Annotated in this window: 20 protein-coding genes; 14 read left to right on the forward strand and 6 right to left on the reverse strand. The window is 53.5% G+C overall.

What is annotated here, in order from left to right; genetic code table 11:
• The first annotated feature begins 6 nt into the window (after positions 1–6).
• Positions 7–819, forward strand: coding sequence for a heme ABC transporter ATP-binding protein (locus tag PSE_RS02040; protein WP_041767829.1), 813 nt, complete (start codon positions 7–9; stop codon positions 817–819).
• Positions 820–901: 82 nt separating this feature from the next.
• Here PSE_RS02040 and PSE_RS02045 read toward each other — a convergent pair whose 3' ends face one another.
• Complete coding sequence (locus tag PSE_RS02045) at positions 902–1,117, reverse strand: hypothetical protein (protein WP_041767830.1); 216 nt, start codon at positions 1,115–1,117, stop codon at positions 902–904.
• Between the two features lie 627 nt (positions 1,118–1,744).
• Here PSE_RS02045 and PSE_RS02050 point away from each other — a divergent pair.
• From PSE_RS02050 to PSE_RS02060, 3 genes are all read left to right on the forward strand, one after another.
• A complete protein-coding gene (locus PSE_RS02050) occupies positions 1,745–5,353 on the forward strand; it encodes a hypothetical protein (RefSeq protein ID WP_014283354.1) in 3,609 nt (1,202 codons plus the stop codon).
• A 92-nt stretch (positions 5,354–5,445) separates the two neighbouring features.
• Positions 5,446–7,200 (forward strand): type I secretion system permease/ATPase, encoded by a 1,755-nt coding sequence (locus PSE_RS02055; RefSeq protein WP_008550481.1) that lies wholly within the window; start codon positions 5,446–5,448, stop codon positions 7,198–7,200.
• A complete protein-coding gene (locus tag PSE_RS02060) occupies positions 7,200–8,513 on the forward strand; it encodes an HlyD family type I secretion periplasmic adaptor subunit (RefSeq protein WP_008550662.1) in 1,314 nt (437 codons plus the stop codon). The genes PSE_RS02055 and PSE_RS02060 overlap by 1 nt, the downstream gene beginning before the upstream one ends.
• Before the next feature lie 47 nt (positions 8,514–8,560).
• Here the strand turns inward: PSE_RS02060 and betB are convergent, their stop codons facing one another.
• The 3 genes from betB to betI are packed head-to-tail and all read right to left on the reverse strand — an operon-like array spanning position 8,561 to position 12,363.
• Entirely contained in the window at positions 8,561–10,024 is a 1,464-nt protein-coding gene (betB, locus tag PSE_RS02065) for a betaine-aldehyde dehydrogenase (protein ID WP_174519198.1), read from the reverse strand.
• 48 nt (positions 10,025–10,072) lie between these two features.
• Positions 10,073–11,725 carry a choline dehydrogenase gene (betA, locus tag PSE_RS02070; RefSeq protein WP_014283357.1) on the reverse strand — a complete coding sequence of 551 codons (1,653 nt, stop codon included), beginning with the start codon at positions 11,723–11,725 and terminating at the stop codon, positions 10,073–10,075.
• Positions 11,726–11,760: 35 nt separating this feature from the next.
• On the reverse strand, positions 11,761–12,363 hold the full coding sequence (betI, locus tag PSE_RS02075) for a transcriptional regulator BetI (RefSeq protein ID WP_037037182.1): 603 nt from the start codon (positions 12,361–12,363) through the stop codon (positions 11,761–11,763).
• Positions 12,364–12,635: 272 nt separating this feature from the next.
• Between betI and PSE_RS02080 the strand changes: the two genes are divergently transcribed.
• From PSE_RS02080 to PSE_RS26590, 5 genes are all read left to right on the forward strand, one after another.
• Positions 12,636–13,592, forward strand: a complete 957-nt coding sequence (locus PSE_RS02080; protein WP_041767832.1) for a choline ABC transporter substrate-binding protein — start codon at positions 12,636–12,638, stop codon at positions 13,590–13,592.
• Between the two features lie 208 nt (positions 13,593–13,800).
• Positions 13,801–14,646: a choline ABC transporter permease subunit gene (gene choW, locus PSE_RS02085; protein WP_008550561.1), complete on the forward strand. Its 846-nt coding sequence runs from the start codon at positions 13,801–13,803 to the stop codon at positions 14,644–14,646.
• A complete protein-coding gene (gene choV / locus PSE_RS02090; RefSeq protein ID WP_014283360.1) occupies positions 14,646–15,689 on the forward strand; it encodes a choline ABC transporter ATP-binding protein in 1,044 nt (347 codons plus the stop codon). The genes choW and choV overlap by 1 nt, the downstream gene beginning before the upstream one ends.
• Before the next feature lie 197 nt (positions 15,690–15,886).
• Entirely contained in the window at positions 15,887–17,065 is a 1,179-nt protein-coding gene (locus PSE_RS02095) for a DUF898 family protein (protein WP_014283361.1), read from the forward strand.
• 2 nt (positions 17,066–17,067) lie between these two features.
• Entirely contained in the window at positions 17,068–18,186 is a 1,119-nt protein-coding gene (locus PSE_RS26590) for a M48 family metallopeptidase (protein WP_014283362.1), read from the forward strand.
• Positions 18,187–18,225: 39 nt separating this feature from the next.
• On the opposite strand, the gene PSE_RS02105 is transcribed toward PSE_RS26590, so the two are convergent.
• Both PSE_RS02105 and PSE_RS02110 read right to left on the reverse strand, forming a co-directional pair.
• Entirely contained in the window at positions 18,226–19,188 is a 963-nt protein-coding gene (locus PSE_RS02105; protein WP_014283363.1) for a M14 family metallopeptidase, read from the reverse strand.
• Between the two features lie 47 nt (positions 19,189–19,235).
• On the reverse strand, positions 19,236–20,162 hold the full coding sequence (locus PSE_RS02110) for a LysR family transcriptional regulator (RefSeq protein WP_008550144.1): 927 nt from the start codon (positions 20,160–20,162) through the stop codon (positions 19,236–19,238).
• Positions 20,163–20,358: 196 nt separating this feature from the next.
• On the opposite strand from PSE_RS02110, the gene PSE_RS02115 reads away from it, so the two are divergent.
• From PSE_RS02115 to PSE_RS02135, 5 genes are all read left to right on the forward strand, one after another.
• A complete protein-coding gene (locus PSE_RS02115; protein ID WP_014283364.1) occupies positions 20,359–21,942 on the forward strand; it encodes an ABC transporter substrate-binding protein in 1,584 nt (527 codons plus the stop codon).
• A 116-nt stretch (positions 21,943–22,058) separates the two neighbouring features.
• Positions 22,059–23,036 carry an ABC transporter permease gene (locus tag PSE_RS02120; RefSeq protein ID WP_014283365.1) on the forward strand — a complete coding sequence of 326 codons (978 nt, stop codon included), beginning with the start codon at positions 22,059–22,061 and terminating at the stop codon, positions 23,034–23,036.
• 9 nt (positions 23,037–23,045) lie between these two features.
• Positions 23,046–23,966, forward strand: a complete 921-nt coding sequence (locus PSE_RS02125) for an ABC transporter permease (RefSeq protein WP_041767833.1) — start codon at positions 23,046–23,048, stop codon at positions 23,964–23,966.
• 8 nt (positions 23,967–23,974) lie between these two features.
• Positions 23,975–24,961: an ABC transporter ATP-binding protein gene (locus PSE_RS02130; protein ID WP_014283367.1), complete on the forward strand. Its 987-nt coding sequence runs from the start codon at positions 23,975–23,977 to the stop codon at positions 24,959–24,961.
• Positions 24,958–25,962, forward strand: coding sequence for an ABC transporter ATP-binding protein (locus PSE_RS02135; RefSeq protein ID WP_014283368.1), 1,005 nt, complete (start codon positions 24,958–24,960; stop codon positions 25,960–25,962). The genes PSE_RS02130 and PSE_RS02135 overlap by 4 nt, the downstream gene beginning before the upstream one ends.
• Positions 25,963–25,992 lie beyond the last annotated feature (30 nt).

The raw sequence follows: 25,992 nt of genomic DNA on the forward strand, positions 1-25,992 counted from the left end.
ATGCAGATGCTTGAAGCGATCAACATCACCGTCCATGCAGGCCCAAAGAAGCTTCTGCGAGATGTCTACTTCCGCAGCTGTCCGCGAGAGCTGACCGTCATCATCGGCCCTAACGGCGCAGGCAAATCGACACTTCTGAAGTGCTTGACGGCCGATCTGACGCCAACCACTGGCACTGTGATGCTGGACGGCACCTCGATCCTGTCTGTCCCGGCGGTCGAGCTGGCAAGCCGCAGAGCCGTCCTGCCGCAAAGCTCGCAGCTTTCTTTCCCGTTCTCAGTTGAAGAAGTGGTGATGCTGGGGCTCGTCTCCGGCACACATGGCCTCTCTGCTAAGCAGTTGCGCCCGCGCGTGCTGGAAGCGCTCGACCGGGTTGGTCTCAGCTCTTACCTGCACAGGTACTATCAGGAGCTTTCAGGCGGCGAAAAGCAGCGCGTTCATCTGGCACGTGTGCTCTGTCAGGTATGGGAGCCTCGACAGGAAGGCCGGGCCAATTACTTGTTTCTGGATGAACCGACCGCCAGCCTCGATCTGAAGCACCAGATCGATGTGCTGGAAACAGGCCGCAAGTATGCCAATGAAGGCGGCGGTGTTATCGCCGTTCTGCATGATATCGATCTGGCCTGTGTTTATGCAGATAAGATCTTCGTGCTCAATCATGGCAATCTGGTCGCTCATGGCACACCGCAGGATGTGGTGACAACCGACCTGCTCCGCTCGGTCTACCAGCTTGATGATCGCATGCTGGAAACCAAGTGGGGTCATCTGGCGAAAGGCCAGAATCTCGGCAAGTCATGGTCAGAGCTGCGCCCATCCTGAGCAAAGACAGTTCGGCCTGCATGTTTACAGTAGTGATGCAGTCCATCTTCAGCCCTACCGGCAGCGAACCCACGCACTTCTCTTAGAGATCATCCCGTCGCTTCAGGCGTTCGCCCTCAATCTTCTCTTTTTCCTCTTTAATGAGATTGAGAGGATGGAGTGCAAACTCGCCTTTGATTGGCGCTTTGCGCTTCAGCACCCTGGAGCGTGCGGTCCACCTGTTCCTTACAGCCAGAAACAGCAGTGCAGCAGATAAAAAGCACAGAGCCAAAGCCATGCTTAGAGCGATAGTGGCCATAGCTTCCTCCCAGAATAAGCTAGTCGCCACTCTTATTTTGGGAGCAAATCAACATTGCTAAAATCATCAATGTATGCGGGTAGAATTTTAGGGATTGCTCAGACAGTTTGAGTCGGTCCCCAGATCGCATGTGGAGTACATGTGATATCCGCATAATACACAAGAATGTGTAGGTACATATCCTAAAGTAATACAAGCCAAATAAGGCAAATAAGGCAGCCCAAACGCCAATAAAATACCAAAGCTCTTTCTAAATCTCCAGAATCGTTAAACCACGGAAATACTGGACGAAAACAGAATCGTGAGAATCTGAAAGCGGTATTCTGTGATGTAAAACATTGAATCGAGGCGATTTTTTTAAATTCGTCCGTAATAAATACTCCATTTTTCTTTCGAAATTTGGCCCCAATTTCCAGAAAAATCACCCTCGTCGAACGCGGAAGCGATCACCGGTACTGCAAACTATGCGGCTGTTGGAAACGCAAAGAACAAAAATTGCAGTCAGATCGCATCAGCGTTCGTTTTTAACGAGAGAGGCTCAATGAGCCGTCTGGACTTTAGCAATTCGGCTAGCTCCTCTTATTTCGGAGTCGTCTGGAATCTCTCAATAAAAACTGAGGGAATACAATGGACTATCGTGGCACATATGACGAATTCCGTGACGCATTGCGGGCTTTCGAATCCGGTTGGGATCGCGAAAGATACAACGACGGCAGAATTCAGGATTGGCAGCTCAACGAATGGGCAGGCGGTCCGGTGCAAGACTTCTTTCCAGAGTATGACAGTTGGGGGGATCTGAACGACGACCAGTGGAGCGCAATGTCTTATCGCTCCATGAACTCACTTGGGTTTGTCGGATACCAGTTTGGTGAAGCCCTGCTTATTGACCTGGGCTATTATGATGATGACGTCTTCTACGGCAACGGCGCGGCCACCAACACATGGGATGGCCAGTGGACCGGCAAGAACGGCGTAACCTCACTTGAAGATTTCATGACTGCTGAAAAGCAGGAAGTCGCCATTCAGGAAGCGTTTGGCTACAATCTTCAGATTATCGAAAACGGACTGTCCAACAGTGGTCAGACACTGGATGACTTTATTGGACAGGAATTCACATACGAGCAGAACGGCCAAGAGGTTAGCGTAACCCTCACACTAACCGGTATTCTGGCTGCCGCTCACCTGCGTGGTGCGTACGGCACCCTTGCTCTCCTGCAGGGTGGCAACGTTTCTCAGGATGAGTACGGCACATCCATTCTTCAGTATGTTGAACAGTTTGGTGGCTTTGAGAGCCCATCTGTTGACGAAGCGATCGACTACTTCCAGGACCGTCTGACTGGTGATGAAGGCCTGAACGGCTCTCTGCCAGGCGTTGGCGTGCCAAAGGAAGATGCAGACGTGGTGGTCACATGGTCCTACGGTGAACAGGAAGTCGTGAACGACTTTGACACCGAAGATGGCGTGATCTTCGTGGACTGGATCAGCTCCGATCAGCTTAATGTGACTGAGACTGCCGATGGCGTTCTCTTCTCTATCCCTTCCAATGGTGGTCAGACCTTGCTCTTGGCCGGAGTTTCCCTCGCCGACCTGACTATGGCTAACTTCTCCATTCAGGATGCATCTGCAGCAGAGCTCATCAGAGATCTTGTTGGCGGCAACTCCCAGCCAGTGGATCCAACCGATCCAGTTGATCCGGTGGACCCTGTTGACCCAGTCGATCCGGTTGATCCTGTCGACCCAGTAGATCCAGTTGATCCGGGTGACGGAGATGACGGTCATGGTGGTCATCCAGGTGATGGCGACGACGGTCACGGCGGCCACACCGGCGACATGTACATGCTTGGTCTGGACAGTGAATCTCAGGTTGTTCCGGACTTTGATCCATCAACCGACATGATCCACATCCTGCAGGGTGTAACCGGTGAGCAGTTCGAGATCTTCGAAGAAAGTGGTGATGCACTTGGACAAACTGTCCGCATCGTGATTACCGATGAACTCGGCAACATCCTCTCCACCACCATCTTCCAGGGTGTAACGCTCTCCGATCTGTCATTGGCGAACTTCTCTGTCGCAGAACAGTCTGCGTTTAACGAAGTTGTCTCCGCAATCGGTGAGACAGTAGAACAGCCAAATCCGGGCCAGGGCGGCGGATACGAACTTGTCTATGACAATGACGGCTCCAACCCTCCTACCGTAACTGGCACAACAGACGAAGGCGGCTCCAAGTTCCGCGCAGATACCAACGCGGACGATATTGTTGGCTTCAATCCGGCCACGGATGAGCTGGACTTCGGCGGCACATCTGTGCACGGCCTAATCGTAACCAAGGCACCTTCTGGTGAAATCGTCATCGATAGCCCATGGAGCTCCGCGGCACAGATCGTTCAGGGAGTGACCTATCAGGATGTCGACATCTCAGACTTCGGAATCGTCGGGAACGAACACCTGCGTCAGGATCTGGGCGGTGTGGTCTCTTGGGAACAAGGCGTGGGTCCACGCGAAGACGACACAGTCTACATCCGGTCCCACGAGTACGGCGTACACGAAGTTATCTCTGACTTTGACCCAGCCACTATGAAAATCAGCTTCCTGTACTACGGTACACGTGAGCGTCTGAGTGTTGAAGAAACCGACGACGGTCTGCTGATTTCTACTCTGCCAAGTGGTCAGAGCTTCCTCTTCGAAGGCATCTCTCTTGATGATCTGGTTCCAGGTCAGCTTGAGTTCCACTTCGACCAGGTCATGGAAGATAACCTCGAAGTGCCATTCGGTTTCGACCAAAATGACGTGACCCTTGTTAGCCGTGAAGGTCTTCTGACCCCAGAGGCACCAGCAGGCGACACTACAGACGGTCACCAGACAAGACCAGGCGACTTCGGTCCAACTGACCCAGTCGATCCGGTTGATCCAACTGATCCGGATCCGGACCCAGTTGATCCTGTTGACCCAGTCGATCCGGTCGACCCAGTTGACCCGGGCACAGGTACTCCAGGTCAGGTTCCTGGCGACGGTGTGGTTGTGTTCACTTGGGCTTGGGGTGAGAACAGCGTTATCACCGACTTCAACCCTGCAGAACATAAGATCAGCATTGGCTGGATCAGTTCAGATCAGATCAGCTTCACTGAAAGCGAAGACGGTCTGGTGATTTCCCTGCCATCCAATGGCGGTCAGACCCTCCTGCTGGAAGGTGTGTTCCTTGAAGATCTGAATGCCGATAACTTCGACATCAAAGATCCTTCTACCCTGCAGGAAATCCGCGATCTGCTTGCTGGTGGCAGCACTCAGCCTCCGGTTGATCCAACTCCGGATCCAGATCCAACCCCAGACCCAGATCCGACCCCTGATCCAGATCCAACTCCAGATCCGGATCCTGTGGATCCAGTCGATCCGGTTGACCCAGTTGATCCGGGTGATGGTTCTCCTCGCGAGTTCACACTGGATTGGCAGTGGGGCAAGCAGGAAGAGGTACAGGACTTCAACCCAGCCCAGGATACCGTGAACATCGGTTGGATTGGCGGCGGTCAGTTCGAAGTTGAACAGACTGACGATGGCGTCCTCTTTACCCTGCCAGGTAATGGCGGACGGTCCCTGCTTCTGGTTGGTATTGTTGTCGCAGACCTGACAGCAAACAGCATCCTCGCAAATGATGCAGCCGCTCAGGCCAAGATTGAGGACTTCCTCGCAAATGCCGAAAATCTGGCAGATGTAGGAACTCAGTCTGAAGCTGAAAATGTAGACACAACCTACATTCCAGAAGCACCTGAAGCTCCATCCGCTCCTGAAGAAGCAGCCGCTTCCAGCAGCAGAGACGATGATGCAGTTGCAGCACCGGCTGAAGAAGCTGAACAGGAAGAAGGTCCTCGCGAAACACAGGATGCTCCGGAACCAGCTCTCGCAGCTGCAGCCAACAACGGCAACGGTGCAATCGGTGGCGATACCGTAGAAATCAATTGGGATTGGGCAGCAGAAGAAGTCATCACGAACTTCGACCCTGCAACCGACACCATCGATTTCGGCAACCTGAACGCATCTCAGGTTCAGATCACTGAAGAGAACAACAATGTTGTGATCGAAGTTCTGGACAATGGTGGTCACACCTACACCCTGAACGGCATCAGTGCTGATGATCTGACAGAGGCAAACTTTGAGGCAGATGACTTCAATACCATCGTAACGGAAGACGGCGGTGTTGTGGATCAGATCCACTCGATCAATCAGGACGACAACCTGATCTGATCAACAAAGTAACCTAGCGAACTGCTCCCTCCCGGCGAAAACCGGGAGGGGGTTTCTTGCTTTAATCCCCGAAGACAATTGGGAGAAAGCTTATGCCCGGCAGCCAACGACAAAAAGAATCTGTAATCACCCATGCATTCAGATCTCTAAGGTCCGCACTGCTTGGAATCGGCGGCGTCAGCATGCTGTTGAATATTTTGATGCTGACTGGCCCCCTTTTTATGCTGCAGGTCTATGACCGCGTCCTCGCAAGTGGATCAGTGCCAACACTGCTCGTTCTGGCAACACTTGTAGGCGTCCTCTTTCTTTTCTATGGCATTTTGGAAACGCTCCGCAGTCGTGTTCTTTCACGCCTCGGACAGCGTGTTGACGCTCAGCTCTCTGGCGTCTCCTACGAAATCTCAACAAGCTTGCCACTTATCCTTGGCCCGAAAGGCTCCAAGATGCGCCCGGTACAGGATCTGGATCAGGTGCGCAGCTTCCTCTCCGGCCCCGGCCCTTCCGCCATCTTTGACTTGCCCTGGATGCCGCTCTACTTCGCGATCGTGTATCTGTTCCACCCATATCTGGGCATGATGGCAATCGGTGGTGCGCTGGTGATCTGCGCGCTGGTAGGACTGAACGAGTTCTCCTCCCGCCGGCCATCCAGTGAAGCTGCCGCTGAAACCAACCGCCGCTCCGCTATCGTGGAAGCCAGCCGTGCCAATGCTGAAGTCATTCAGGCCATGGGCATGATGGAAACCATGAAGAACAGATGGCATCAGGGAAATGATGCCTACCTGATCAAACAGCGCAAAGCAGGCGACAGAGCAGCGTTCTTCGCAACGGCAGTTAAAACCTTCCGCTTCGTGCTCCAGTCCGCCATGCTCGGCATGGGTGCTTGGCTTGTTATTCAGCAGGAAGTCACCTCCGGTGTGATGATTGCGTCTTCAATTATGTCCTCCCGTGCGTTGGCTCCGGTTGAGCAGGCTGTTTCCCAATGGAAAGGTTTCCTCGCTGCCCGTCAGGGTCTGGCACGTTTGCGCCGTGTGATTGAAAACAAGACCGATGCCAACAATGTGATGGAACTGCCTCTCCCTCACCAGAAGATCGATTTGGATGGCGTGGCATGCGGTCCTGTTGGTATCCGCCAACCAATCGTGCAAGGCATCTCATTCAGCCTCGCAGCAGGTGAGGGTCTGGGCGTGATCGGTAAATCTGGTTCCGGTAAATCCACCCTGTCTCGTTCTATCGTGGGCATCACCAACGCCCTCACGGGCTCCATCCGCTTCGATGGTTCCGAGCTGGACCAATGGTCGTCCGACCGTATCGGCCAGTTCATCGGCTTCCTGCCTCAGGACATTCAGCTGTTTGACGGAACAGTCGCGGAAAACATCTCCCGCTTCAAGGAAGATGCGAACCCGGATGATGTCATCGAAGCTGCGAAAATTGCCAGCGTGCATGAGTTCATCACCGGCCTGCCTGATGGTTACAACACCGTCATCGGCACCGGCGGCTATGCCCTCTCCGGCGGACAACGCCAGCGGATCGCACTTGCTCGTGCCATGTACGGCGAGCCATTCCTGATCGTGCTGGATGAGCCGAACTCCAACCTCGATTCCGAAGGTGAAGCGTGCCTGACCCATGCGATCAAGCTCATGCGTGGTCGCGGCAAGATCGTCATTGTCATTGCTCACCGCCCAAGCGCAATTGCAGCAGTCGATAAGGTGCTCGTGCTGAACGAGGGCCGTCAGGCAGCGTTTGGGCCGCGCGATGAAGTGATGAAGCAACTCGTCACCCCGGTACAGACTCCGCAGGTAAAACCGAAACAACCAGCTAAGGCTCCGCAGAAACAGGGAGCAGCGTGATGCATAACCATTCTGAAAGCGACAAACAGCTGAAAGGCAGCATCCGGTTCCACCTGATCTGCGCTGGTCTTTTGGTCGTTATTCTCGTTGGAGGCGTCGGCCTCTGGGGAGGCCTGATGGAAATCCGCGGCGCGATCATCGCTCCCGGCACCATCGTTGTTGAAACCAACACCAAGAACGTTCAGCACATGGAAGGCGGCATTGTTCGCTCCATCATGGTGACGGACGGCGACACCGTAGATGCTGGCGACACTCTGCTTCGTCTTGATGATACGGTGACCAGAGCAAATCTTGCTGTCGTCACGAAGCAGCTGGACAACCTCTACTCTCAGGAAGCCCGCTTGATTGCAGAACGGGACGGTGAAGAGGAAATCCTGTTCCCGTCACGGGCTGCTGACGATGCGCATTCACAGGTTCTGAACACCATACAAGAAGGTCAGCGCCGCATGATGGTGGCAAAGACCAAGAACCTACGCGGTCGTCAGGACCAGATGCGGGCGCAGATTGAGCAGTACAAAAAGCAGATTGATGGTCTGTCTCAGCAACGAGATGCCAAGGAAATCGAAATTGGCCTGATCGATGGTGAGCTGGAAGACCTGCACAAGTTGCTCGCCAAGAAGCTGGTCACTGAGTCCCGTGTGACGGCTCTGAAGCGTGAAAAAACCAAGCTTCAGGGTGAATACGGCGACTTCATTGCTCAGATTGCTAAGACTGAAGAAGCCATCGCAGAACGCAATATCCAGATCATGCAGATCGAAGAAGACGTCATGACCAAGACGTTGGAACAGCTTCAGCAGGTACGGGCGGAAATCGCTCAGCTTGAAGAGAAAAAGATCGCAGCTCAGGACCAGTTAATGCGTATGGAAATCAAGTCACCGCAATCTGGCACAGTGCATGACCTCACCATTCACACCATCGGCGGTGTGATCGCTCCCGGTGAAGTGGTGATGCAAATCGTGCCACGAGAAGATGTGCTCGTGATTGAAGCGCAGGTTCAGCCAATTGATGTGGACCAGCTTACTCCAAATCAGGAAGCAACTGTCCGCCTGCCAAGCTTTGACCAGCGCACAACGCCGGAGCTGACGGCAGCTGTGAAAACCATCTCACCTGACTTGCTGGAAGATCCCAAAACCGGTCTCAGCTTCTATATGGCCGAGTTGACCATCTCTGAGGATGAAATGGATAAGTTGGGCGGCAAGAACCTGGTGCCAGGTATGCCGGTTGAGGCATTCATTCAGACAGAGAACCGCACGGTGATCTCGTACATCATGAAGCCAATGGTCGATCAGATCGCCCACGCTATGAGAGAATAGGGGCAAGTTCCCCTATTCTGCTTTTTCAAGAAGATGCTTGAGGCTGCTTACCAGCCAGCCTCAACATCACCCATCTCAACATAGATGCTCTTCACCTGAGAGTATTGATCCAGCGCCCATTGACCGTTCTCACGACCAATACCGGAATGCTTGAAGCCACCAAATGGCATCTCAACCGGGGTCAGATTGTAGTTGTTGATCCAGCAAGTACCTGCTTCCAACTGATCAATCACACGGTAAGCACGCTGGATGTCCTTGGTGAACACAGCAGCTGCCAAACCAAACTCGGTATTGTTAGCGCGACGGATCACATCAGCTTCATCATCAAAGTCCAGCACACACATCACAGGGCCAAAGATCTCTTCACACGCGATGCGCATGTCGTCTTTCACCTCGGTGAAGATGGTTGGCTCCACAAACAAGCCGCGGCCCAGACCATCCACCTGCGGACGACCACCACCAGCATACAGCACAGCACCTTCGCTCTGGCCAATCGCGATGTAATCCATCACTTTTTCCAGCTGAGCTTTGGAAACAAGCGGGCCAAGCTGCGTGTCTTCGTTGAGTGGATCACCAATCAGGATCTTCTCAGTACGTTCTTTCAGGCGCTTCAGGAACTCTTCTTTAATGGAAGAATGAACGAACACGCGTGTGCCGTTGGAGCAGATCTGGCCGGTGGAATAGAAGTTAGCATTCATCGCCGCAGCAACAGCATTGTCGATGTCACTATCTTCAAAAATCACGATCGGAGATTTGCCGCCCAGCTCAAGGCTCATATGCTTCAACTGAGAAGCCGCCTTTTCAGCAACCTTCATGCCTGTTGGTACAGAACCGGTCAGGGAAACCTTCGCGATTTCAGGATGTGCCACGAGAGCTGCCGCTGCCTCGCGGTCTGCCTGTACCACGTTGAACACACCATCAGGCAAACCAGCTTCACGGAAGATCTCAGCAAGCTTCAGCGCAGACAGGCAGGTCACTTCAGATGGCTTGAAGATCATCGCATTACCGGCAGCCAAAGCTGGCGCTGCTTTCCACGCTGCAATCTGGATCGGATAGTTCCACGCGCCAATGCCAAGGCAGATGCCCAGTGGCTCGCGCTTTGTCAGTGCATAAGACCCACCAAGGTCGATGTGCTCGCCGTTGGAAGTCGCAGCAACGCTCGCAAAGTATTCCAGCGCTTCCGCACCAGAAGCAGCGTCAGCAACCAGTGTTTCCTGCAGTGGCTTGCCGGTATCAAGGGTTTCCAGCTCGGAAAGCTCGCGGTTCCGCTCACGCATCAAATCAGCAGCCTTGCGCAGAACGCGGGAGCGCTCAGCAGGTGCCATGGAGCGCCAGATAGCAAAACCGGTGCGGGCAGAAGCAACCGCTTTGGTGATGATTGCAGGTGTTGCGGAATGAACGCGCGCAATCACCTCCTGCGTTGCTGGGTAAAGGCTCAGGATCTCCTCACCCATTGTATCTTCAACGTAAGTGCCGCCGATGAAGTGAGATCCACTAGGCTGCGCACGCAGGGATGCATTTGTCAGAGTATCTGTTTTCGTCATTTCTTAATCCAACACTTAACGTTGTTCGTTCTGCCAGTTCGGGTGTACCCACGCCTGCTTGTCACTGGCAGGAAGCATACCTTTTCCAAGAATATGGTCAGCTGCCTTCTCACCAACCATGATGGAAGGCGCGTTGAGGTTTCCGTTCGTAATCTGCGGGAAGATGGAGCTATCCGCAACGCGCAAACCGTCAACGCCAATCACACGACATTCGCTATCTACCACAGCAGTTTCGTCGGTCGCGTCACCCATCTTACAGGTGCCGCATGGATGGAACGCGCTTTCAACGTGCTCCTTGATGAACCCGTTCAGCTGTTCGTCTGTCTCAACGTCGCTGCCCGGCTGAATTTCTTTGCCGCGGAATGGGTCAAACGCATGTTGCGCAAAGAGCTCACGGGTCAGGCGGATACAAGCACGGAAGTCTTCCCAATCCTCTTCATGGCTCATGTAGTTGAACAGCACGTTTGGCTTCTCCATCGGATCAGCAGACTGCAAAGTCACTGCACCGCGAGACTTGGAGCGCATTGGCCCAACATGAACCTGATAGCCATGGCCTTCAGCCGCTGCTTGTCCGTCATAGCGAACCGCAAATGGCAGGAAGTGGAACTGAATGTCAGGATACTTCACACCCGCCTTGGAGCGAATGAAGCCACAGGTTTCAAAGTGATTTGAAGTGCCCAGACCAGACTTGATCAGCTGCCATTGTGCGCCAATCACCCCTTTTGAGAGCAGGTTCCAGTGCTTGTAAAGCGTAATCGGCTGCGTACAGGCCTGCTGGATGTAAAGCTCCAGATGGTCCTGCAAATTCGCGCCAACGCCTTTGCGGTCAGCAACCACATCAATACCCAGCGCAGAGAGAGCCGCCGCGTCACCAATGCCGGAATGCATCAGCAGCTTCGGTGAGTTGATGGAAGAGGCAGAAACAATCACTTCGCGGGTGCATTTCAGCTGATGCAGCTGTCCGCCACGCATGTACTCAACACCAACAGCACGCTTACCTTCCATGAGAACACGGTTCACATGTGCGCCGGAGATGATCTCAAGGTTTTCACGCCCTTTGATCGGCCAGAGATAGGCGTTGGAAGCGGACCAGCGACGGCCATCATGCACCGTCATTTCCATCTCGCCAAAGCCTTCCTGGCGATAACCGTTGTAATCCTCAGTACGCGCATAACCAGCTTCTTCACCAGCCTTCACAAAGGCTTCGTAAAGCGGGCTCCACAGCGATCCGCGAGAAACGTGCAACGGACCAGACCGGCCGCGCCATCCTTCATCACCAGAGGTCGCATTTTCAAGACGCTCGAAGTAAGGCAGAACATCTTGATAGCCCCAGCCTTTCGCACCCATCTCTTCCCAGGCGTCAAAGTCGCAGGCATTACCGCGCACATACACCATGCCGTTGATGGAGGAAGAGCCGCCAATCACCTTACCGCGTGGCAGCGCAAGCCGACGTCCGTCCAGATGCGGCTCAGGCGCACTCTCATAGCCCCAGTCGTAACGGGACATGTTCATCGGATAAGACAAAGCAGCAGGCATCTGGATGAACGGACCGATATCCGTGCCGCCAAATTCCAGCAAAACCACCTTGTTTTGGGGATTATCAGAAAGACGGTTTGCCAGGGCGCAACCAGCAGAGCCAGCGCCTACAATAATGAAATCTGCAGTCATTGTATTCTCTTGGGCTATAAGCCGTATTCCAGTTTTTATTGTGGGGTATCTGTCGTTTCAAAGCTGTCGAAACATTTCTTCACGTAGTCCTGAACCAGCATCGTTGCTGGTGATCCGTCAGGCCGGTTGGTCGTCAGCACGCATTGCAGCCACAGCCCATCAATCATCGCAGCAGTGCCCTCAGCTGCGGTAATTGCCGTCTGACGATCCGTAACGCGATGGTACTCGGCGGTGAGGTTCGAAATCAGCCGTCGATGATAAACTTGCAGCAAGCGACGCGTTGCAGGCTCGGTGCGCGCCACCACGTAAAACGCAAACCAGGCCGAGATAACCGAAGGCTGAAACTGCTCATCGCTGAAGTTGGTATGGATGATCGCATCGATCCGCTCCATAGGCGTCTTCGCTTTCAGCAGGCGGCTTCGTGATTGCTTGCTCAGATCCTTCAGCAGGAAGCTCATGGTCGCGTTGAACACAGCTGCTTTCGAGCCGAAATAGTGATGCGGCAGTCCTGTCGAGACGCCAGCATTCTTGGCGATATCCGCCATTGTGGTCGCAGCATACCCCTTTTCATGGATCGCTTTGATCGTCCCCATGATGATCGAGGTTTTGCGTTCCTCTTCCATTCCGACTTTAGGCATGCGCGCCGCACTCACTCCAAGATTATTTTTATTGAACGTTCAATCAATAAAAATAGTTCTTAGAACATTTTGGAGCTTTTGAAAAGTATTGCACTCCGATTTATCGTAATTAATATCTGGTGGAGAGGTTGCCTTTAGTCCATCGGGTCTTTATTAGCTTAGGTGAACGAAGGAATTTGAAAATTTAATTATCGGCTGAAGAGTGTTTGGGACATGTTTTCTACACAATTCTACGGCTCTATTAAATAAATACCGAAATTGGGGAGATTTACATGAGTGTTGCTAGTAGCTTGGTAAAGAAACTTTCTACTTCTGCTTCAGTACTATTACTGATCACTGGGTCAGCTCTCGCCGCAGAAGCGGAAGCCTGTAAAACCGTACGCTTCTCCGACGTGGGCTGGACAGACATCACCGCAACCACCGCAACAGCAACTTCTGTTCTGGATGCAATCGGTTACGAAACAGACGTAAAAGTACTTTCCGTGCCAGTAACTTACGCGTCTCTCGCAAATAATGATATCGATGTATTCCTTGGCAACTGGATGCCAACAATGGAAGCTGATATCGCGAAATATCGTGAAGCTGGCACCGTTGATACTGTTCAAACCAACCTGACTGGCGCCAAGTATACTTTGGCTGTTCCTAAGTATACCTACGACAAGGGTCTGAAGGACTTTGCCGACATCGCAAAATTCTCTGGTGACCTTGATGGCGAGATTTACGGCATCGAAGCAGGCAACGATGGTAACCGTCTTATCCTTGATATGATCGAGAAAAACGCATTCGGCCTGAAGGGATTCGAACTCGTCGAATCATCTGAAGCTGGCATGCTGTCTCAGGTCGCTCGTAAGACCCGTAAGGATCAGGACATCGTCTTCCTCGGCTGGGCTCCGCACCCAATGAACTCCAACTTTGAGCTGAAGTACCTCACCGGTGGTGATGAGTTCTTTGGTCCAAACTTCGGTGGTGCAGACGTTCTCACCAACACCCGCGCAGGTTACTCTGCAGAGTGCGCGAACATGGGCAAGTTCCTTCAGAACCTCACCTTCTCTCTTGAGATGGAAAATGAGATCATGAATGCGATCCTGAACGATGGTGAAGAGCCAACTGATGCTGCAAAGGCATGGATCAAGAAGAACCCAGAGTCTCTTGATAAATGGCTGAATGGCGTAACCACCTTCGACGGTAAAGACGGCCTAGCTGCTGCAAAGGCTGCGTTCGGCCTCTAAGCGTCATTACCGAGCATAATTTGAGAGGCGGATGCGATAAACTCGCACTCCGCCTCTTAGCGCGTTTTTCCGGAGCCTTCCGACAACCGGAATAATCAATGCGCAACTGGGGCAGGCTGCGTGTCGGTATCAAGCTTTTTGCATCTCGCCCGATTGATTTGAATTACGTTAACGCGTTGATATACAATAACAAAATCTGAGGTTTCCCGTGGAGTGGCTAACAGAGCATAAACTACCCATTGGCAAATGGGCCAAGTGGTACGTTGACTGGCTCACTGACAACGCAAGTGGCTTTTTCGATGCAATTTCTGTTGCAATTGAATGGCTGATCGACAGTGTACTATGGCTTTTGCAAGCCCCTCACCCGCTCGGCATTGTCGTTATTGCCACCGGTCTGGCCTTTGTGGTCAGAAGGTCCGTCATGTTCTCCGTGTTTGTTGCTCTGAGCTTGCTGCTCATCATCAATCAGGGCTACTGGGATGAAACCACAGAAACACTGGCGCTGATCCTCAGCTCCACATTCATCTGTATGTTGATTGGTATTCCTGTCGGCGTTTACTCCGCACACCATCCAAAGTTCTTCTCCTGGGTGCGTCCTGTGCTGGACTTGATGCAGACAATCCCGACATTCGTGTACCTGATCCCTGCCCTTATCCTGTTTGGTCTGGGTGTGGTTCCGGGTCTGATCTCTACCGTCGTTTTCGCTCTGCCAGCTTCAATCCGCCTGACCCAGATCGGCGTTGCTTCCACTCCAAAGCACCTGCTGGAAGCCGGTGAAGCCTTTGGGGCCACCTACTGGCAAAAGCTCTTCAAGATCGAGCTGCCATACGCCCTGCCAAACATCATGGCAGGCCTGACGCAAACCATCATGTTGTCCCTGTCCATGGTCGTGATCGCTGCCCTAGTTGGCGCGGATGGCCTTGGCGTTCCAACATTGCGTGCGCTGAACACAGTGAACATCGCAAAAGGGTTTGAAGTCGGCATTGCAATCGTTCTGGTTGCTATCGTGCTGGACCGCTTCTTCAAAAGCTCAGAAGATAAGGGCGGCAAGTAATGACCAATCCTGTTGTTTCCTTCAAAAACCTGTCCATCGTCTTCGGTGATAAGCCAGACGTGGCCCTGCCCCTGATTGATGCTGGTAAAACCCGCGCAGAAATTCAGGAAGAAACTGGCCAGCTGGTTGGTGTTGCCAACGCGACCTTCGATATCCAGCAGGGCGAACTTCTCGTTCTGATGGGCCTGTCCGGTTCCGGCAAATCCACCCTGCTCCGCGCCATCAACGGCCTCAATAAGGTTTGCCGCGGTGAAATTCTGGTGGCGGATGATGGCGAACAGGTCAACCCAACCACCTGCTCTGCTGCACGTCTGCGCAAACTGCGCCGCGAGCGCGTTGCTATGGTGTTCCAGCAGTTCGGCTTGTTGCCATGGCGCACCGTGCGCGACAACGTTGGCTTTGGTCTGGAACTCTCCGGTATCCCGAAATCTCAGCGTCTTGAACGCGTTGAGGAGCAGCTGGAACTCGTCGGCCTCGGCGGCTGGGGCGACAAATACGTGCATGAGCTTTCCGGCGGCATGCAGCAGCGTGTTGGTCTGGCCCGAGCCTTTGCCACCGATGCACCAATCCTGCTGATGGATGAACCATTCTCCGCTCTGGATCCTCTCATCCGCAGTCACTTGCAGGATGAGCTGCTGGACCTCCAAGAAAAGCTGCACAGAACCATCGTGTTTGTGAGCCACGACCTCGATGAAGCCGCCAAAATCGGCAACCGCATTGCCATCATGGAAGGTGGTCATGTGGTGCAGATTGGCACGCCGCAGGAGATCGTGAAGAACCCGGTCGATGAATACGTTGAGTCTTTCGTGGCCCACATGAACCCACTCAACGTTCTGCACGCAGAAGACATCATGACTAATCTGTCAGATGCAAGCGCAGACATCATCGTAAGCGTTGACGATATGCCGAGATGCACTGCCAAGCAGATGATCCGCGATGTGATTGAAATGAAGCGCAAACACGCTGGCCCAATCGCAGTTTTCCGCGGCGACCGCCCCGTCGGCATCATCCGCGAACAAGAAATCATGGACTGCTTCGTCTAAGCAAACCCAAATCATCGATTCCAAACAGGCGCACCCCCAAAGGTGCGCCTGTTTTGTTAGACTAAGAATTTCTCATGTATTCCTGGCCGTGAGGCCAAATTAGAATAATGTTGCTCACTCAACTTTCACGTGTTTGCATAATTTGACGAGTGGAACTACAGAGAAAGACGTTTTCTTAATTCATTTTGGATCACGCAATGACAATTGATATTGCAACAGCAACTCCGCCTGAAACCAAGCGCAGTTATGTCCTTTTCTCTGGGGGCTCATTCTTTGGCCGTGTCATCAAATGGGTGGCTCTGACGGTCGTCACCTTGGGCATCTACCGCTTTTGGGCCATGACAGGCCTGCGTCGCTCTTTGTGGTCGGCAACCCACGTTGAGGGTGATCATCTTCGCTACCATGGCACAGGGAAAGAACTGTTTATCGGCTTCCTGATTGCGTTGGCGATCCTGATCCCGTTCTATGCACTCGGCTTTGGCCTACAATTCATGGGTCCAATAGCAACGCTGGTTGGTTTCGCCATCATGTTCGTCGTTGGCTTCCTTCTCACGCCTTACGCCCTCTTCCGCCGCCGCAGATATCTTCTGACCCGCACCAGCTGGCGCGGCATCCGCTTCCACATGCAAGGCTCCGCATGGCGTTACGTAGGTGCCTGGCTGTTCTGGACGATCCTCTCTGTCATTACTCTGGGTATTGCTTTCCCATGGCGTCAGGCCAAACTAGACAGAATGCTGACGGAGGTTAGCTACTTCGGCAATCAGCAGTTCAGCTACTCTGCGACGGCAAAAGATTACTTTCAGGCGCTATTAATCGTCTATGTGATCTTTTTCTTCCCAGCGGCTATCTTGTTGTTGGCAGCGGTCTTTACTCAAGGGAAAGCCCTCGCCTTTTTGCCTGTAGCATTCCTACTTTCAATGGTACTTTGGCCGGTCGCATTCGCCGCAATTTTCCGGCTCCAGGTGCGCTCAACCAAGATTGGTGACACCAGCTTTGAAAGCAATATCAGTGCTTCGAAGTATTATGGGGCCTATATTATCCATGCTGTGATTGTTGGCGTTGGCGTTTCAATTGTTGGTGCTATTGCGGGCATTGCTGCGTTCAGCATGGCATCTTCAGGCTTGGATCAAGGTTTGGAAGGCTTTGAAAGCTCCATGTTTAGCATCACGTTCCTGCCAGTCTTTGCCCTCTACTACGGCGTTCTTCTCTTCGCGAACATGATGGTGTTGCAGGTCATGATGTTTGAATGGAAGATGAGCAGCATTGTCGTGTTTAATGCCCACAGCGTTAAAGATGCCATCGCCTCTGGTGATCTGGAGAATGCCGTTGGTATGGGGCTGGCCGATACGCTTGATGCTGGGTTTGAAGTGGTTTGACCATGAAGCAATTGCTTGGAACTGCAGAGTTTTTCGACGGTACATCCGCAGCTGTACGCAGTTGCCAGATCTGGTTCGACTATGATGAAATGGTCCTCACAGATCTGGCAGGTGATCAGGAGTATGTGCGTTGGTCTGCCGCGAAACTGCTTTGCGACTGGACCTCTCCAACGGTTATGCTGGTAGAGCAAAACACCCCCCGAAGCACCGCTTACATCAAGATCACTGAAGACGAACTCGCTAAAACCGTCGAGCGCAAAATCCGCTTGGTGGCAGGTCTTCCAAAGCGAGAGAACACCAAGAAAATAGTGTTCGGCAGTCTGGCCTCTATCGCTTTGATTGCCGTGGCGTTGATCTACTTCTTGCCCGCCTTCTCTAAATACGCCGTCCATAACGTCCCCAAATCTTGGGAAGAAAAGCTCGGCAAGAACGTGGAAGAAACACTGATCCCCGCGTTCAGCGAAGAGAAAATCTGCAAAGCCTCTTCAGGACAAGCCGCGCTTGAGCAAATGGCAAAGCGCCTCACAAACGGCATGGACCTGCCATTTGATCCGGTAATGACTGTTGTTGAGAGCAAGATACCCAACGCCTTCGCGCTGCCCGGCGGTCGGATTACGATCCTCTCAAAGACACTGGAAGTGGTTGATAGTCCAGATGAACTCGCTGCAGTGCTGGCGCACGAGCTTGGCCACGTTAAATACCGCCATTCCATGCAACAGCTCATCAACGTGGCTGGAACCGGTATTGTCTTTTCCATGTTCATCGGAGACTTCACCGGTGGCAGTATTGTCGCCAGTGTGGGTGAAGCGATGCTGGACAGCTCTTACTCTAGGGATATGGAACGCGAGGCAGACTTATTCGCGGTTCAGATGCTGGAAAATGCAGGCGTTGATCCGACAGGATTGGCGAGCTTCCTGGAGAAAATCTCGAAAGAGCATGAGCATGACAACGCGCTGACAGAAGCTCTTGGTTTCCTCTCCAGCCACCCGCCAACGAAAGAGCGCGTTGACACGCTCAATCAGGCCGTCAATCCGGATGCCAAAAGGGATCCGGTGCTGCCAGAATGGCAATGGAAAAGCTTGAAAAACATCTGCTCAGAAACTGCTGAACTGAACGCTTAAGTCAAAAAGGCTGGGGTGATGCCCCAGCCAAAGTCTATTTTAATCCAACAGCTTACCCAAACGAACCGCTGTCTTTCCAACCTGTAGACGACGGCTTGGCATAATCAAGACGCAGTTGTCGTGTGGTGTGACAACAGGCGTATCGCCATCCATCGCAAGCACCGTGCCTTGCTTGGCGATCACTTCCATTCCGCGATAATCTTCGTTGAAGCGGAAGTTTTCACTTTGAACCGTAACAGGCGCGACGATTTCTATAGTCTTTTGCGGCACTAATGGCTGCTGTTCCTCCAAAAACGCTTCACCAAAGTCAGCTGGTACGCACTCTGTTGCACGCAGGAAACGGATGCTCGCTGCAATCGCGCGAGGGCCTGCTGCTGCTTCCCAATGTTGTCCAGCTTCCAGCAGTAATGCAGCTTTTGGGCTAGAGGGCTCAGAGAACCCGTCATAATCACGCAGTCGCTTGCCTTCTGCATGCCCAGAGTCGCAAATAATCCATTCAGGATCAGCAACTTGTTTGGCGAGCGCCCGTCCTTTTTCCTGATCACCCGCCAGCATTAAAGGTGGGTTTTTGTGCTGCATGCTGTGCAGGTCCAGCAGATAATCAACACTCTCAATCACAGGCCGCACTTCGCGCGCCCGTTCCAGCTCGCGTGTTACCTCCGGGCCATCGAGGGAAGCTGATTGCCAGACGCGGTTGAAATCCTGATCCAGATAGCGTGATGCGGTTGGGTCATTGCGGTCAAAGGCGTTGTAGGCTGCCACGTTCATGAAAGCGAAGCTCAGTTTGCCGCGAATAGGGCGAACTTCCTGCTTGAACAACCAGTCCAGAGCAACGGCGCCACATGGTTCGTTACCATGCACCAGAGCTGAAATCATCACATGTGGCCCGGCAGCGCCGGAGTCGAATGTCGTGATCCAGTCCACGCCGGTGTTTCCGACTTTGTAGGGCAGGATATCGGGAAAATCGATTTCGATAGGGTAAGCTGTACTTTCAATAATCATGGCAATGGTCCTTGAAAAGTATAGGTCACACCAGCCCGAAAATGCATCTAGGCTGGTGTTGAATATGGGTCCTCAATCTCGAAGGCGCGCGTGAACTCAATGAATTTTCTGGCGATTGGAGTGCTGGGTGTCGTTGCAGGCAATATGAAGGCGTTGAGGTAGGAAATACGCGGCTTAAACGGTAGAAAAACCAGCGTTTCTGGATGGTTTCGCGCCACAGGAAACGGGTTGAGGACGCTGACACCAACACCTGCATGCACCAGCTCACTCACGGAGACGGCGGTAGAAGATTCGGCAACAATATTAGGCCGAATTCCCCGTTCCGCAAACATGCGCTCCAAAATAGCGCGCACCGGAAACCGGCGGGTGAGGGCGACGAAATCCTGCCCGTCAAAGTCCTCGGGCTCAATAAACGCTTTGCTGGCAAGGGGATGGTCCCGATGCAAAACCGCATGTGCAATGGCAGAGCGCAGCGGTTCCAGCGTCAATCCGGCATGCTTGGAAAGCCCATCCGTAATCCCAAGGTCCGCATGCCCTTCAGCCACATGATTGCGCACATCAGAGGATGTCCCAATCTCCAGCTCCACCTTCTGCCCCGGATAAGCCTTGATGAACTCCGCAATCACACCAAGCAGGAAGCGGTGTGAGATTGTTGGAGGTGCCGCAAGACGCAGCGGTTTACTGCTGTGCTGAGAAACGAATGTCTCGTTTTCAATGCCCGCTAACATCTCAAACACCGGCTCAAGCTTCTCATTCAGCGCCAGTGCATCAGAGGTCGGCACCAGTCGTCCGCTGTCGCGATTAAACAGCGTCTTGCCCAGTCGCTCTTCCAGATGCTTGATCGCGCGGCTCACCGCTGGCTGCGAAATACCAAGGCGGGCAGCGGCTGCAGTTGTTTTCCGAACGCTGATCACGGCGCGTAAAACTTCAAACTCTCGAAGGCTCAAGCGTGGACGGGTAGGGGTATCGGACATAGTTCTATGCGTTTTGATTATAAATTTTTGAATGACAATGTTGAAAACACATACTACGGTTTAAGTCAACCGCGAAGCTCTACCGGTGATTTGCCCTTGTGGCGAAGACACATCCAATAAAGAAGCAGCGGCATTGTTACTGGGCGAATGAATTTTAATCGCCAGAGGGAACGATAATTTCGAGGGGAGAGCAGCAATGATTAAGCTGCAGAAATGGCTTGCTGGAACAGCAAGTGCCATGTTGCTTTTGGGTGGAGTGGCTTCAGCTGAAGATCTGACCATCGGCTTGTCTTCAGAGCCAAGCGCGATTGACCCGCACTACCACAATCTGGGCCCGAACAATATGATCGCTTATCATATGTTCGACCGCCTTATTCACCAAAACGAGAAACAGCAGCTACAGCCCGGTTTGGCAACCAGCTGGAAGCCAATCAACGCCACCACATGGGAGTTGAAACTGCGTGAAGGCGTGGTGTTCCATGATGGCAATCCGTTCAATGCGGATGACGTGGTGTTCTCATTTGAGCGCGCACCAAATGTGCCAAACTCACCATCCAGTTTTGCCACATACACCAAAGGCAAAACGGTCAAAAAGATTGATGACTACACAATCCATATCACGACCGAAAAGCCTTATCCGCTTGTTCCGAATGACATTTCAACGGTCAGCATCATCTCTGTAGAAGCAGGCACAGATGCAACAACCGAGATGTACAACGCCGGTACAGCGACCGTCGGTTCAGGCCCATATAAGTTTGCTGAGTATGTGCCGGGCGACCGCATTGTGCTGGAAGCAAATGCTGACTACTGGGGCGCAAAACCGAAGTGGGATAAGGTAACCTTCAAGCCAATCAAATCCGGCCCATCTCGCGTGGCGGCTTTGCTGGCGGGTGATGTTGACCTGATCAACGGTGTCCCAACAACAGACATTGAAGTGCTTAGCGGCAACGACAAAGTCTCTCTGTGGCAAGGCCCGTCCAACCGCGTCATCTATCTGCATCTGGATCATGATCGTGATGACAGCCCATTCGTAAAAGCCATGGGTGGTGGAGCCATTAAAAACCCGCTGAAAGATCAGCGCGTTCGTGAGGCGATCTCCAAGGCAATCAGCCGTGATCTGATCGTTGAGCGCGTGATGGAAGGTGTTGCTGTCAAAGCAGGCCAGCTTCTGCCAGATGGGTTCTTCGGTGTTAGCGAAAACCTGAAGCCGGTTGAATATGATGCAAAGGGTGCAAAAGAGCTTCTGGCCGCTGCAGGCGTTGGTGATGGCTTTGAGCTGCGCATACACGGCCCGAATGACCGCTACATCAACGATGCCAAGATCGTGGAAGCCATCGCACAGATGCTCAACCGCGTCGGTATCAAAACCGATGTAGAAACCATGCCGCGCTCTGTTTACTTTAAACGTGCATCTCGCGGTGGTCCAAACAACACGCCAGAATTCTCAATGGTTCTCGTAGGGTGGGGCGCTGGCTCCGGTGAAGCATCGTCTCCGCTGCGCTCTCTCATCCATACCTACGACAAGGACAAGGGCTTTGGCTCCTCCAACCGTGGTCGCTACTCCAATGCTGAAGTAGACGCCATGATTGAGGAAGCTCTGGCCACCGTTGATGATGAAAAGCGTCAGGACTTGCTGGCCAAAGCAACTGAGATCGCCATCAACGATCAGGCGATCATTCCGCTGCACTATCAGGTGAACACATGGGCGACCCGCAAGGGCCTCCAGTACCTGCCACGCACGGATGAATACACCCTGTCCTGGGGCGTATCCGCTGAGTAATCGCACGCAATCAAAAGGCCGGCTTAGGTTCCATGCCGGCCTTTTTCTTATCTGAAGCCAGATTGACACCCCTGTAATTTCAATGGGTTGGCTTTACCTGCGAAAGATTTAGAGACATGTCTGTCTTCATTCTCAGACGCCTGATGCAAAGTGGTATAGTCATGATTGCTATGTCCGTCATTGTGTTCTTTGGCGTGAATGTGGTGGGTGATCCCATCGATATGCTGGTCGCACCGGATGCGGATCAGGCCGAGATTGAGCGCGTTATCCGCGACTTCGGCCTCGATAAGCCCGTGTGGCAGCAATACATGGTTTTTGTCAGCAACGCGTTTAAAGGCGACTTAGGCACCTCCTTTGTCTTCGGTGAGTCAGCCCTGAAACTCATCATAGAACGCATGCCCGCCACGCTGGAGCTCGCCTTTATGGCGCTCCTCATGGCGATTGTCATCGGCATCCCGCTGGGCCTTTACGCAGGCCTGCGCCCCAACGCCATTTCCTCACGCCTCATCATGAGCGGCTCAATTCTGGGCTTCTCGCTGCCCACATTCTGGGTTGGCATCATGATGATCATGCTCTTCGCAGTGATGCTCGACTGGGTGCCCGCCACAGGACGTGGAGAGACCATCTCAGTTCTCGGTTTGCAGGTGTCGTTCCTGACGGCCGATGGCTTCTCACACATCGTCCTTCCCGCAATAAACCTCGCGCTCCTGAAGATCTCGCTGGTTATCCGCCTGACGCGGGCAGGGGTGAGGGAAGTCATGCATATGGACTTCATCAAGTTCGCCCGCGCCAAAGGCCTGTCCGCCAACCGCATTGTCATGGTGCACCTGTTCAAGAACATCATGATCCCGGTGGTCACTGTCCTCGGTCTTGAGTTCGGCTCCCTCATCGCCTTTTCTGTGGTGACGGAAACCATCTTCGCGTGGCCCGGCATGGGCAAGCTGCTCATCGATGCCATTCAGCAGCTCGATCGGCCAATCATCGTGGCTTATCTGATGATCATCGTGGTGCTCTTCGTCGTCATCAACCTGATTGTTGACATCCTCTATTCCATTTTGGACCCGCGCGTGCGGCTTCAGGATGCGACAAGCTAAGGGGTGACCATGACCATAGAAACAAGCCTCAAACCGCCGCGAAAGAAGCTCTTTTCAGGCGAAACGCCTATGGGCCGTTTCCTTTCAGAGTTTGTTGAAAGCAAAGTCGCTGTCGTCGCAGCGCTTCTCCTTTTCACGATCATCATGGCGGCACTGTTCGCACCATGGATCACCCCGCAAAACCCATACGATCTGGCGCAAGTCAGCGTTCTGGATGCGCGCATGGAACCCGGTGCTGAAAGCTTCGACGGCTATACCTTCTGGCTGGGCACAGATGGGGCAGGGCGCGATCTCTTCTCCGCCATCCTCTACGGCCTGCGCATCTCACTCTCTGTCGGCGTCACCAGTGGCATCATCGCGCTCATCATCGGCATGTCCGTTGGCTTGATCGCAGCTTATGCCGGAGGGCGCACCGAAACCTTCATCATGCGCATTGTGGACCTGCAACTCTCCTTCCCAGCCTCTCTGGTTGCTTTGATGCTGCTGGCTTTGCTGGGCAAGGGAGTCGATAAAATCATCCTCGCTCTGGTCGTCGCGCAATGGGCCTATTACGCCCGAACGGTGAGGGGAACCGCTCTGGTCGAGCGCGGCAAGGAATACGTGGAAGCTGTCACGTGCCTTGGCCTCAGCCATGCCCGCGTGCTCTTCTTGCACATCATGCCCAACTGCTTGCCACCACTTATCGTGGTGGGAACCGTACAGACCGCCCACGCCATTGCGCTGGAAGCAACTCTGTCGTTCCTTGGCGTTGGCCTGCCGCAGACAGAACCATCCCTCGGCCTGCTCATCGCCAATGGCTTTGAGTATGTGATCAGCGGCAAATACTGGATCTCGTTCTTCCCCGGCATAGCCCTGCTCGTCACCGTGGTTTCCATCAATCTGGTGGGAGATCAGCTGCGCGATGTCCTCAACCCGCGACTGAGGAAGTGAGGACAACAATGAACACGCCAAACACACTCACAGTCAAAAACCTCAAAACCCACTTCTTCACCAAAGCAGGTGTGGTCAAAGCCGTTGATGATGTCAGTTTTTCCGTCAATTCCGGCGAGATCCTTGGCCTCGTCGGCGAAAGTGGCTCCGGTAAAACCGTCACCGGGTTCTCGTTGATTGGTCTGGTGGATGAACCGGGCAGGGTGGTCGGCGGCTCGATCCTCCTCAACGGAGATGATCTGGCCAGAAAAGACGAAAAACAGTGGCGCGAGCTGCGGGGCAAGAAGATCGCAATGATCTTTCAAGACCCCATGATGACCCTCAACCCAGTCCTGCGCATCGACACGCAGATGATTGAGGCCATTCAGGCCCATGAGGACATCTCCAAACAAGCAGCCAGAGAACGCTGCCGCGAAGCGCTCCTCCGCGTCGGCATCGCCTCACCTGATGAACGTCTCACCGCCTACCCGCACCAGTTCTCCGGCGGCATGCGCCAGCGCGTTGCCATCGCCATTGCACTGCTGCACGAGCCGGACCTGATCATCGCTGATGAACCAACAACCGCGCTCGATGTCACCATTCAGGCGCAAATCCTCTATGAGGTCCGCAAGCTGTGTTCCGAAACCGGCATGTCCCTCATCTGGGTCACGCATGATCTGGCTGTTATCAGCGGTTTGGCGGACAGGATCGCAGTTATGTACGCTGGGCGGATTGTAGAGCAGGGCAGCATCGATGAAGTGCTGGATGCCCCGCTGCACCCTTACACCAAGGGCCTGATTGAGTCCGTTCCGAGCCGCAATAAACGCGGAGCGAAGCTTTATCAAATCCCCGGCATGACACCGTCATTGCTCAACCTACCCGCAGGCTGCGCCTTCGCCAGTCGCTGTCCGGCAAAGCAGAGTGATTGTCTGGTCGCAGCACCGGAGATCACGCAATTGGGAGAGGAAAGGCACGTGCGTTGCTTCCATCCTGTAAAGCAGGAGGAAATGGCATGACGCTTCTGGAAACACCAGTCATCGAGTTGCAGGGCGTCTCCAAACGCTTCACCAAAAAGCTGGACCTTGCCGAAAAAACACTCCGCTTCTTCGGCTCCAACCTCAAGGAGCAAGTGGTTCATGCGGTGGATGATGTCTCGCTCAGCATTGCACCGGGCGAAGTGGTTGGCCTTGTTGGCGAAAGCGGCTGCGGAAAGTCCACTCTGGGCCGTGTCGTGGCAGGCATTCATGAAGCCAGTGATGGCACTGTTCATTTCCACGGAGACAACGTCAAACAACTTTCTGGAGCCGATGCCAAAAACGCCCAGCTCAAGGTGCAGATGATCTTCCAGGACCCCATGTCCTCCCTCAACCCACGCAAACGGGTGAGTGACATCATCGGCGAAGCGCCTCGCGTCCATGGCCTTGTCTCAAAAGCTGAGCTGTCCGATTACGTAGACCAGATGCTCCTCCGTGTGGGGCTCGATCCGGATTTCAAAACCCGCTATTCGCACCAGTTCTCCGGCGGACAGCGTCAACGTATCGGCATTGCCCGTGCTTTGGCGGTTAACCCTGAGTTCCTCGTGTGTGACGAGTCCATCGCTGCGCTCGATGTGTCCATTCAGGCGCAGGTCATTAATCTTTTCATGGACTTGCGCGCGGAGCTCGGCCTCACCTACCTGTTCATCAGTCATGATCTTGGTGTGGTGGAACACCTCTCGGATCGCGTGGTGATCATGTATCTGGGCCGTGTGGTTGAGATTGCAAAAACAGATGAACTCTTCGCCAAACCCAACCATCCATACACGCAGGCTTTGCTGCGTGAAGTCCCACGTATTGATGCCCGCAAGCAGGTGTATGAACCAAACAAAGGCGAGATCCCATCACCCCTGGCACCACCAAGCGGATGTCATTTCCATCCGCGCTGCCCATTTGCCACCAAACGCTGCGGTGAGAGCCAACCAGCCCTGAGGGAAATTGCTCCCGGCCATGTCTCTGCCTGTCACCTGAACGACGGCTGACGCGCACCCCCAAGCTATTTGAGAGAGATA

This window comes from Pseudovibrio sp. FO-BEG1 (assembly GCF_000236645.1).
Classification (GTDB): Bacteria; Pseudomonadota; Alphaproteobacteria; order Rhizobiales; family Stappiaceae; genus Pseudovibrio.

Bases quoted from the DNA above. Each gene is read 5' to 3' on its own strand.
- PSE_RS02120 (WP_014283365.1), top strand. From the start codon at position 22,059: ATGTCTGTCTTCATTCTCAGACGCCTGATGCAAAGTGGTATAGTCATG.
- PSE_RS02105 (WP_014283363.1), bottom strand. From the start codon at position 19,188: ATGATTATTGAAAGTACAGCTTACCCTATCGAAATCGATTTTCCCGAT.
- PSE_RS02130 (WP_014283367.1), top strand. From the start codon at position 23,975: ATGAACACGCCAAACACACTCACAGTCAAAAACCTCAAAACCCACTTC.
- betI (WP_037037182.1), bottom strand. From the start codon at position 12,363: ATGCCTAAAGTCGGAATGGAAGAGGAACGCAAAACCTCGATCATCATG.
- PSE_RS02045 (WP_041767830.1), bottom strand. From the start codon at position 1,117: ATGGCCACTATCGCTCTAAGCATGGCTTTGGCTCTGTGCTTTTTATCT.
- PSE_RS02125 (WP_041767833.1), top strand. From the start codon at position 23,046: ATGACCATAGAAACAAGCCTCAAACCGCCGCGAAAGAAGCTCTTTTCA.
- PSE_RS02115 (WP_014283364.1), top strand. From the start codon at position 20,359: ATGATTAAGCTGCAGAAATGGCTTGCTGGAACAGCAAGTGCCATGTTG.
- PSE_RS02040 (WP_041767829.1), top strand. From the start codon at position 7: ATGCTTGAAGCGATCAACATCACCGTCCATGCAGGCCCAAAGAAGCTT.
- PSE_RS02055 (WP_008550481.1), top strand. From the start codon at position 5,446: ATGCCCGGCAGCCAACGACAAAAAGAATCTGTAATCACCCATGCATTC.
- PSE_RS02110 (WP_008550144.1), bottom strand. From the start codon at position 20,162: ATGTCCGATACCCCTACCCGTCCACGCTTGAGCCTTCGAGAGTTTGAA.
- PSE_RS02095 (WP_014283361.1), top strand. From the start codon at position 15,887: ATGACAATTGATATTGCAACAGCAACTCCGCCTGAAACCAAGCGCAGT.
- PSE_RS26590 (WP_014283362.1), top strand. From the start codon at position 17,068: ATGAAGCAATTGCTTGGAACTGCAGAGTTTTTCGACGGTACATCCGCA.
- PSE_RS02060 (WP_008550662.1), top strand. From the start codon at position 7,200: ATGCATAACCATTCTGAAAGCGACAAACAGCTGAAAGGCAGCATCCGG.
- choV (WP_014283360.1), top strand. From the start codon at position 14,646: ATGACCAATCCTGTTGTTTCCTTCAAAAACCTGTCCATCGTCTTCGGT.
- PSE_RS02135 (WP_014283368.1), top strand. From the start codon at position 24,958: ATGACGCTTCTGGAAACACCAGTCATCGAGTTGCAGGGCGTCTCCAAA.
- PSE_RS02080 (WP_041767832.1), top strand. From the start codon at position 12,636: ATGAGTGTTGCTAGTAGCTTGGTAAAGAAACTTTCTACTTCTGCTTCA.
- PSE_RS02050 (WP_014283354.1), top strand. From the start codon at position 1,745: ATGGACTATCGTGGCACATATGACGAATTCCGTGACGCATTGCGGGCT.
- betA (WP_014283357.1), bottom strand. From the start codon at position 11,725: ATGACTGCAGATTTCATTATTGTAGGCGCTGGCTCTGCTGGTTGCGCC.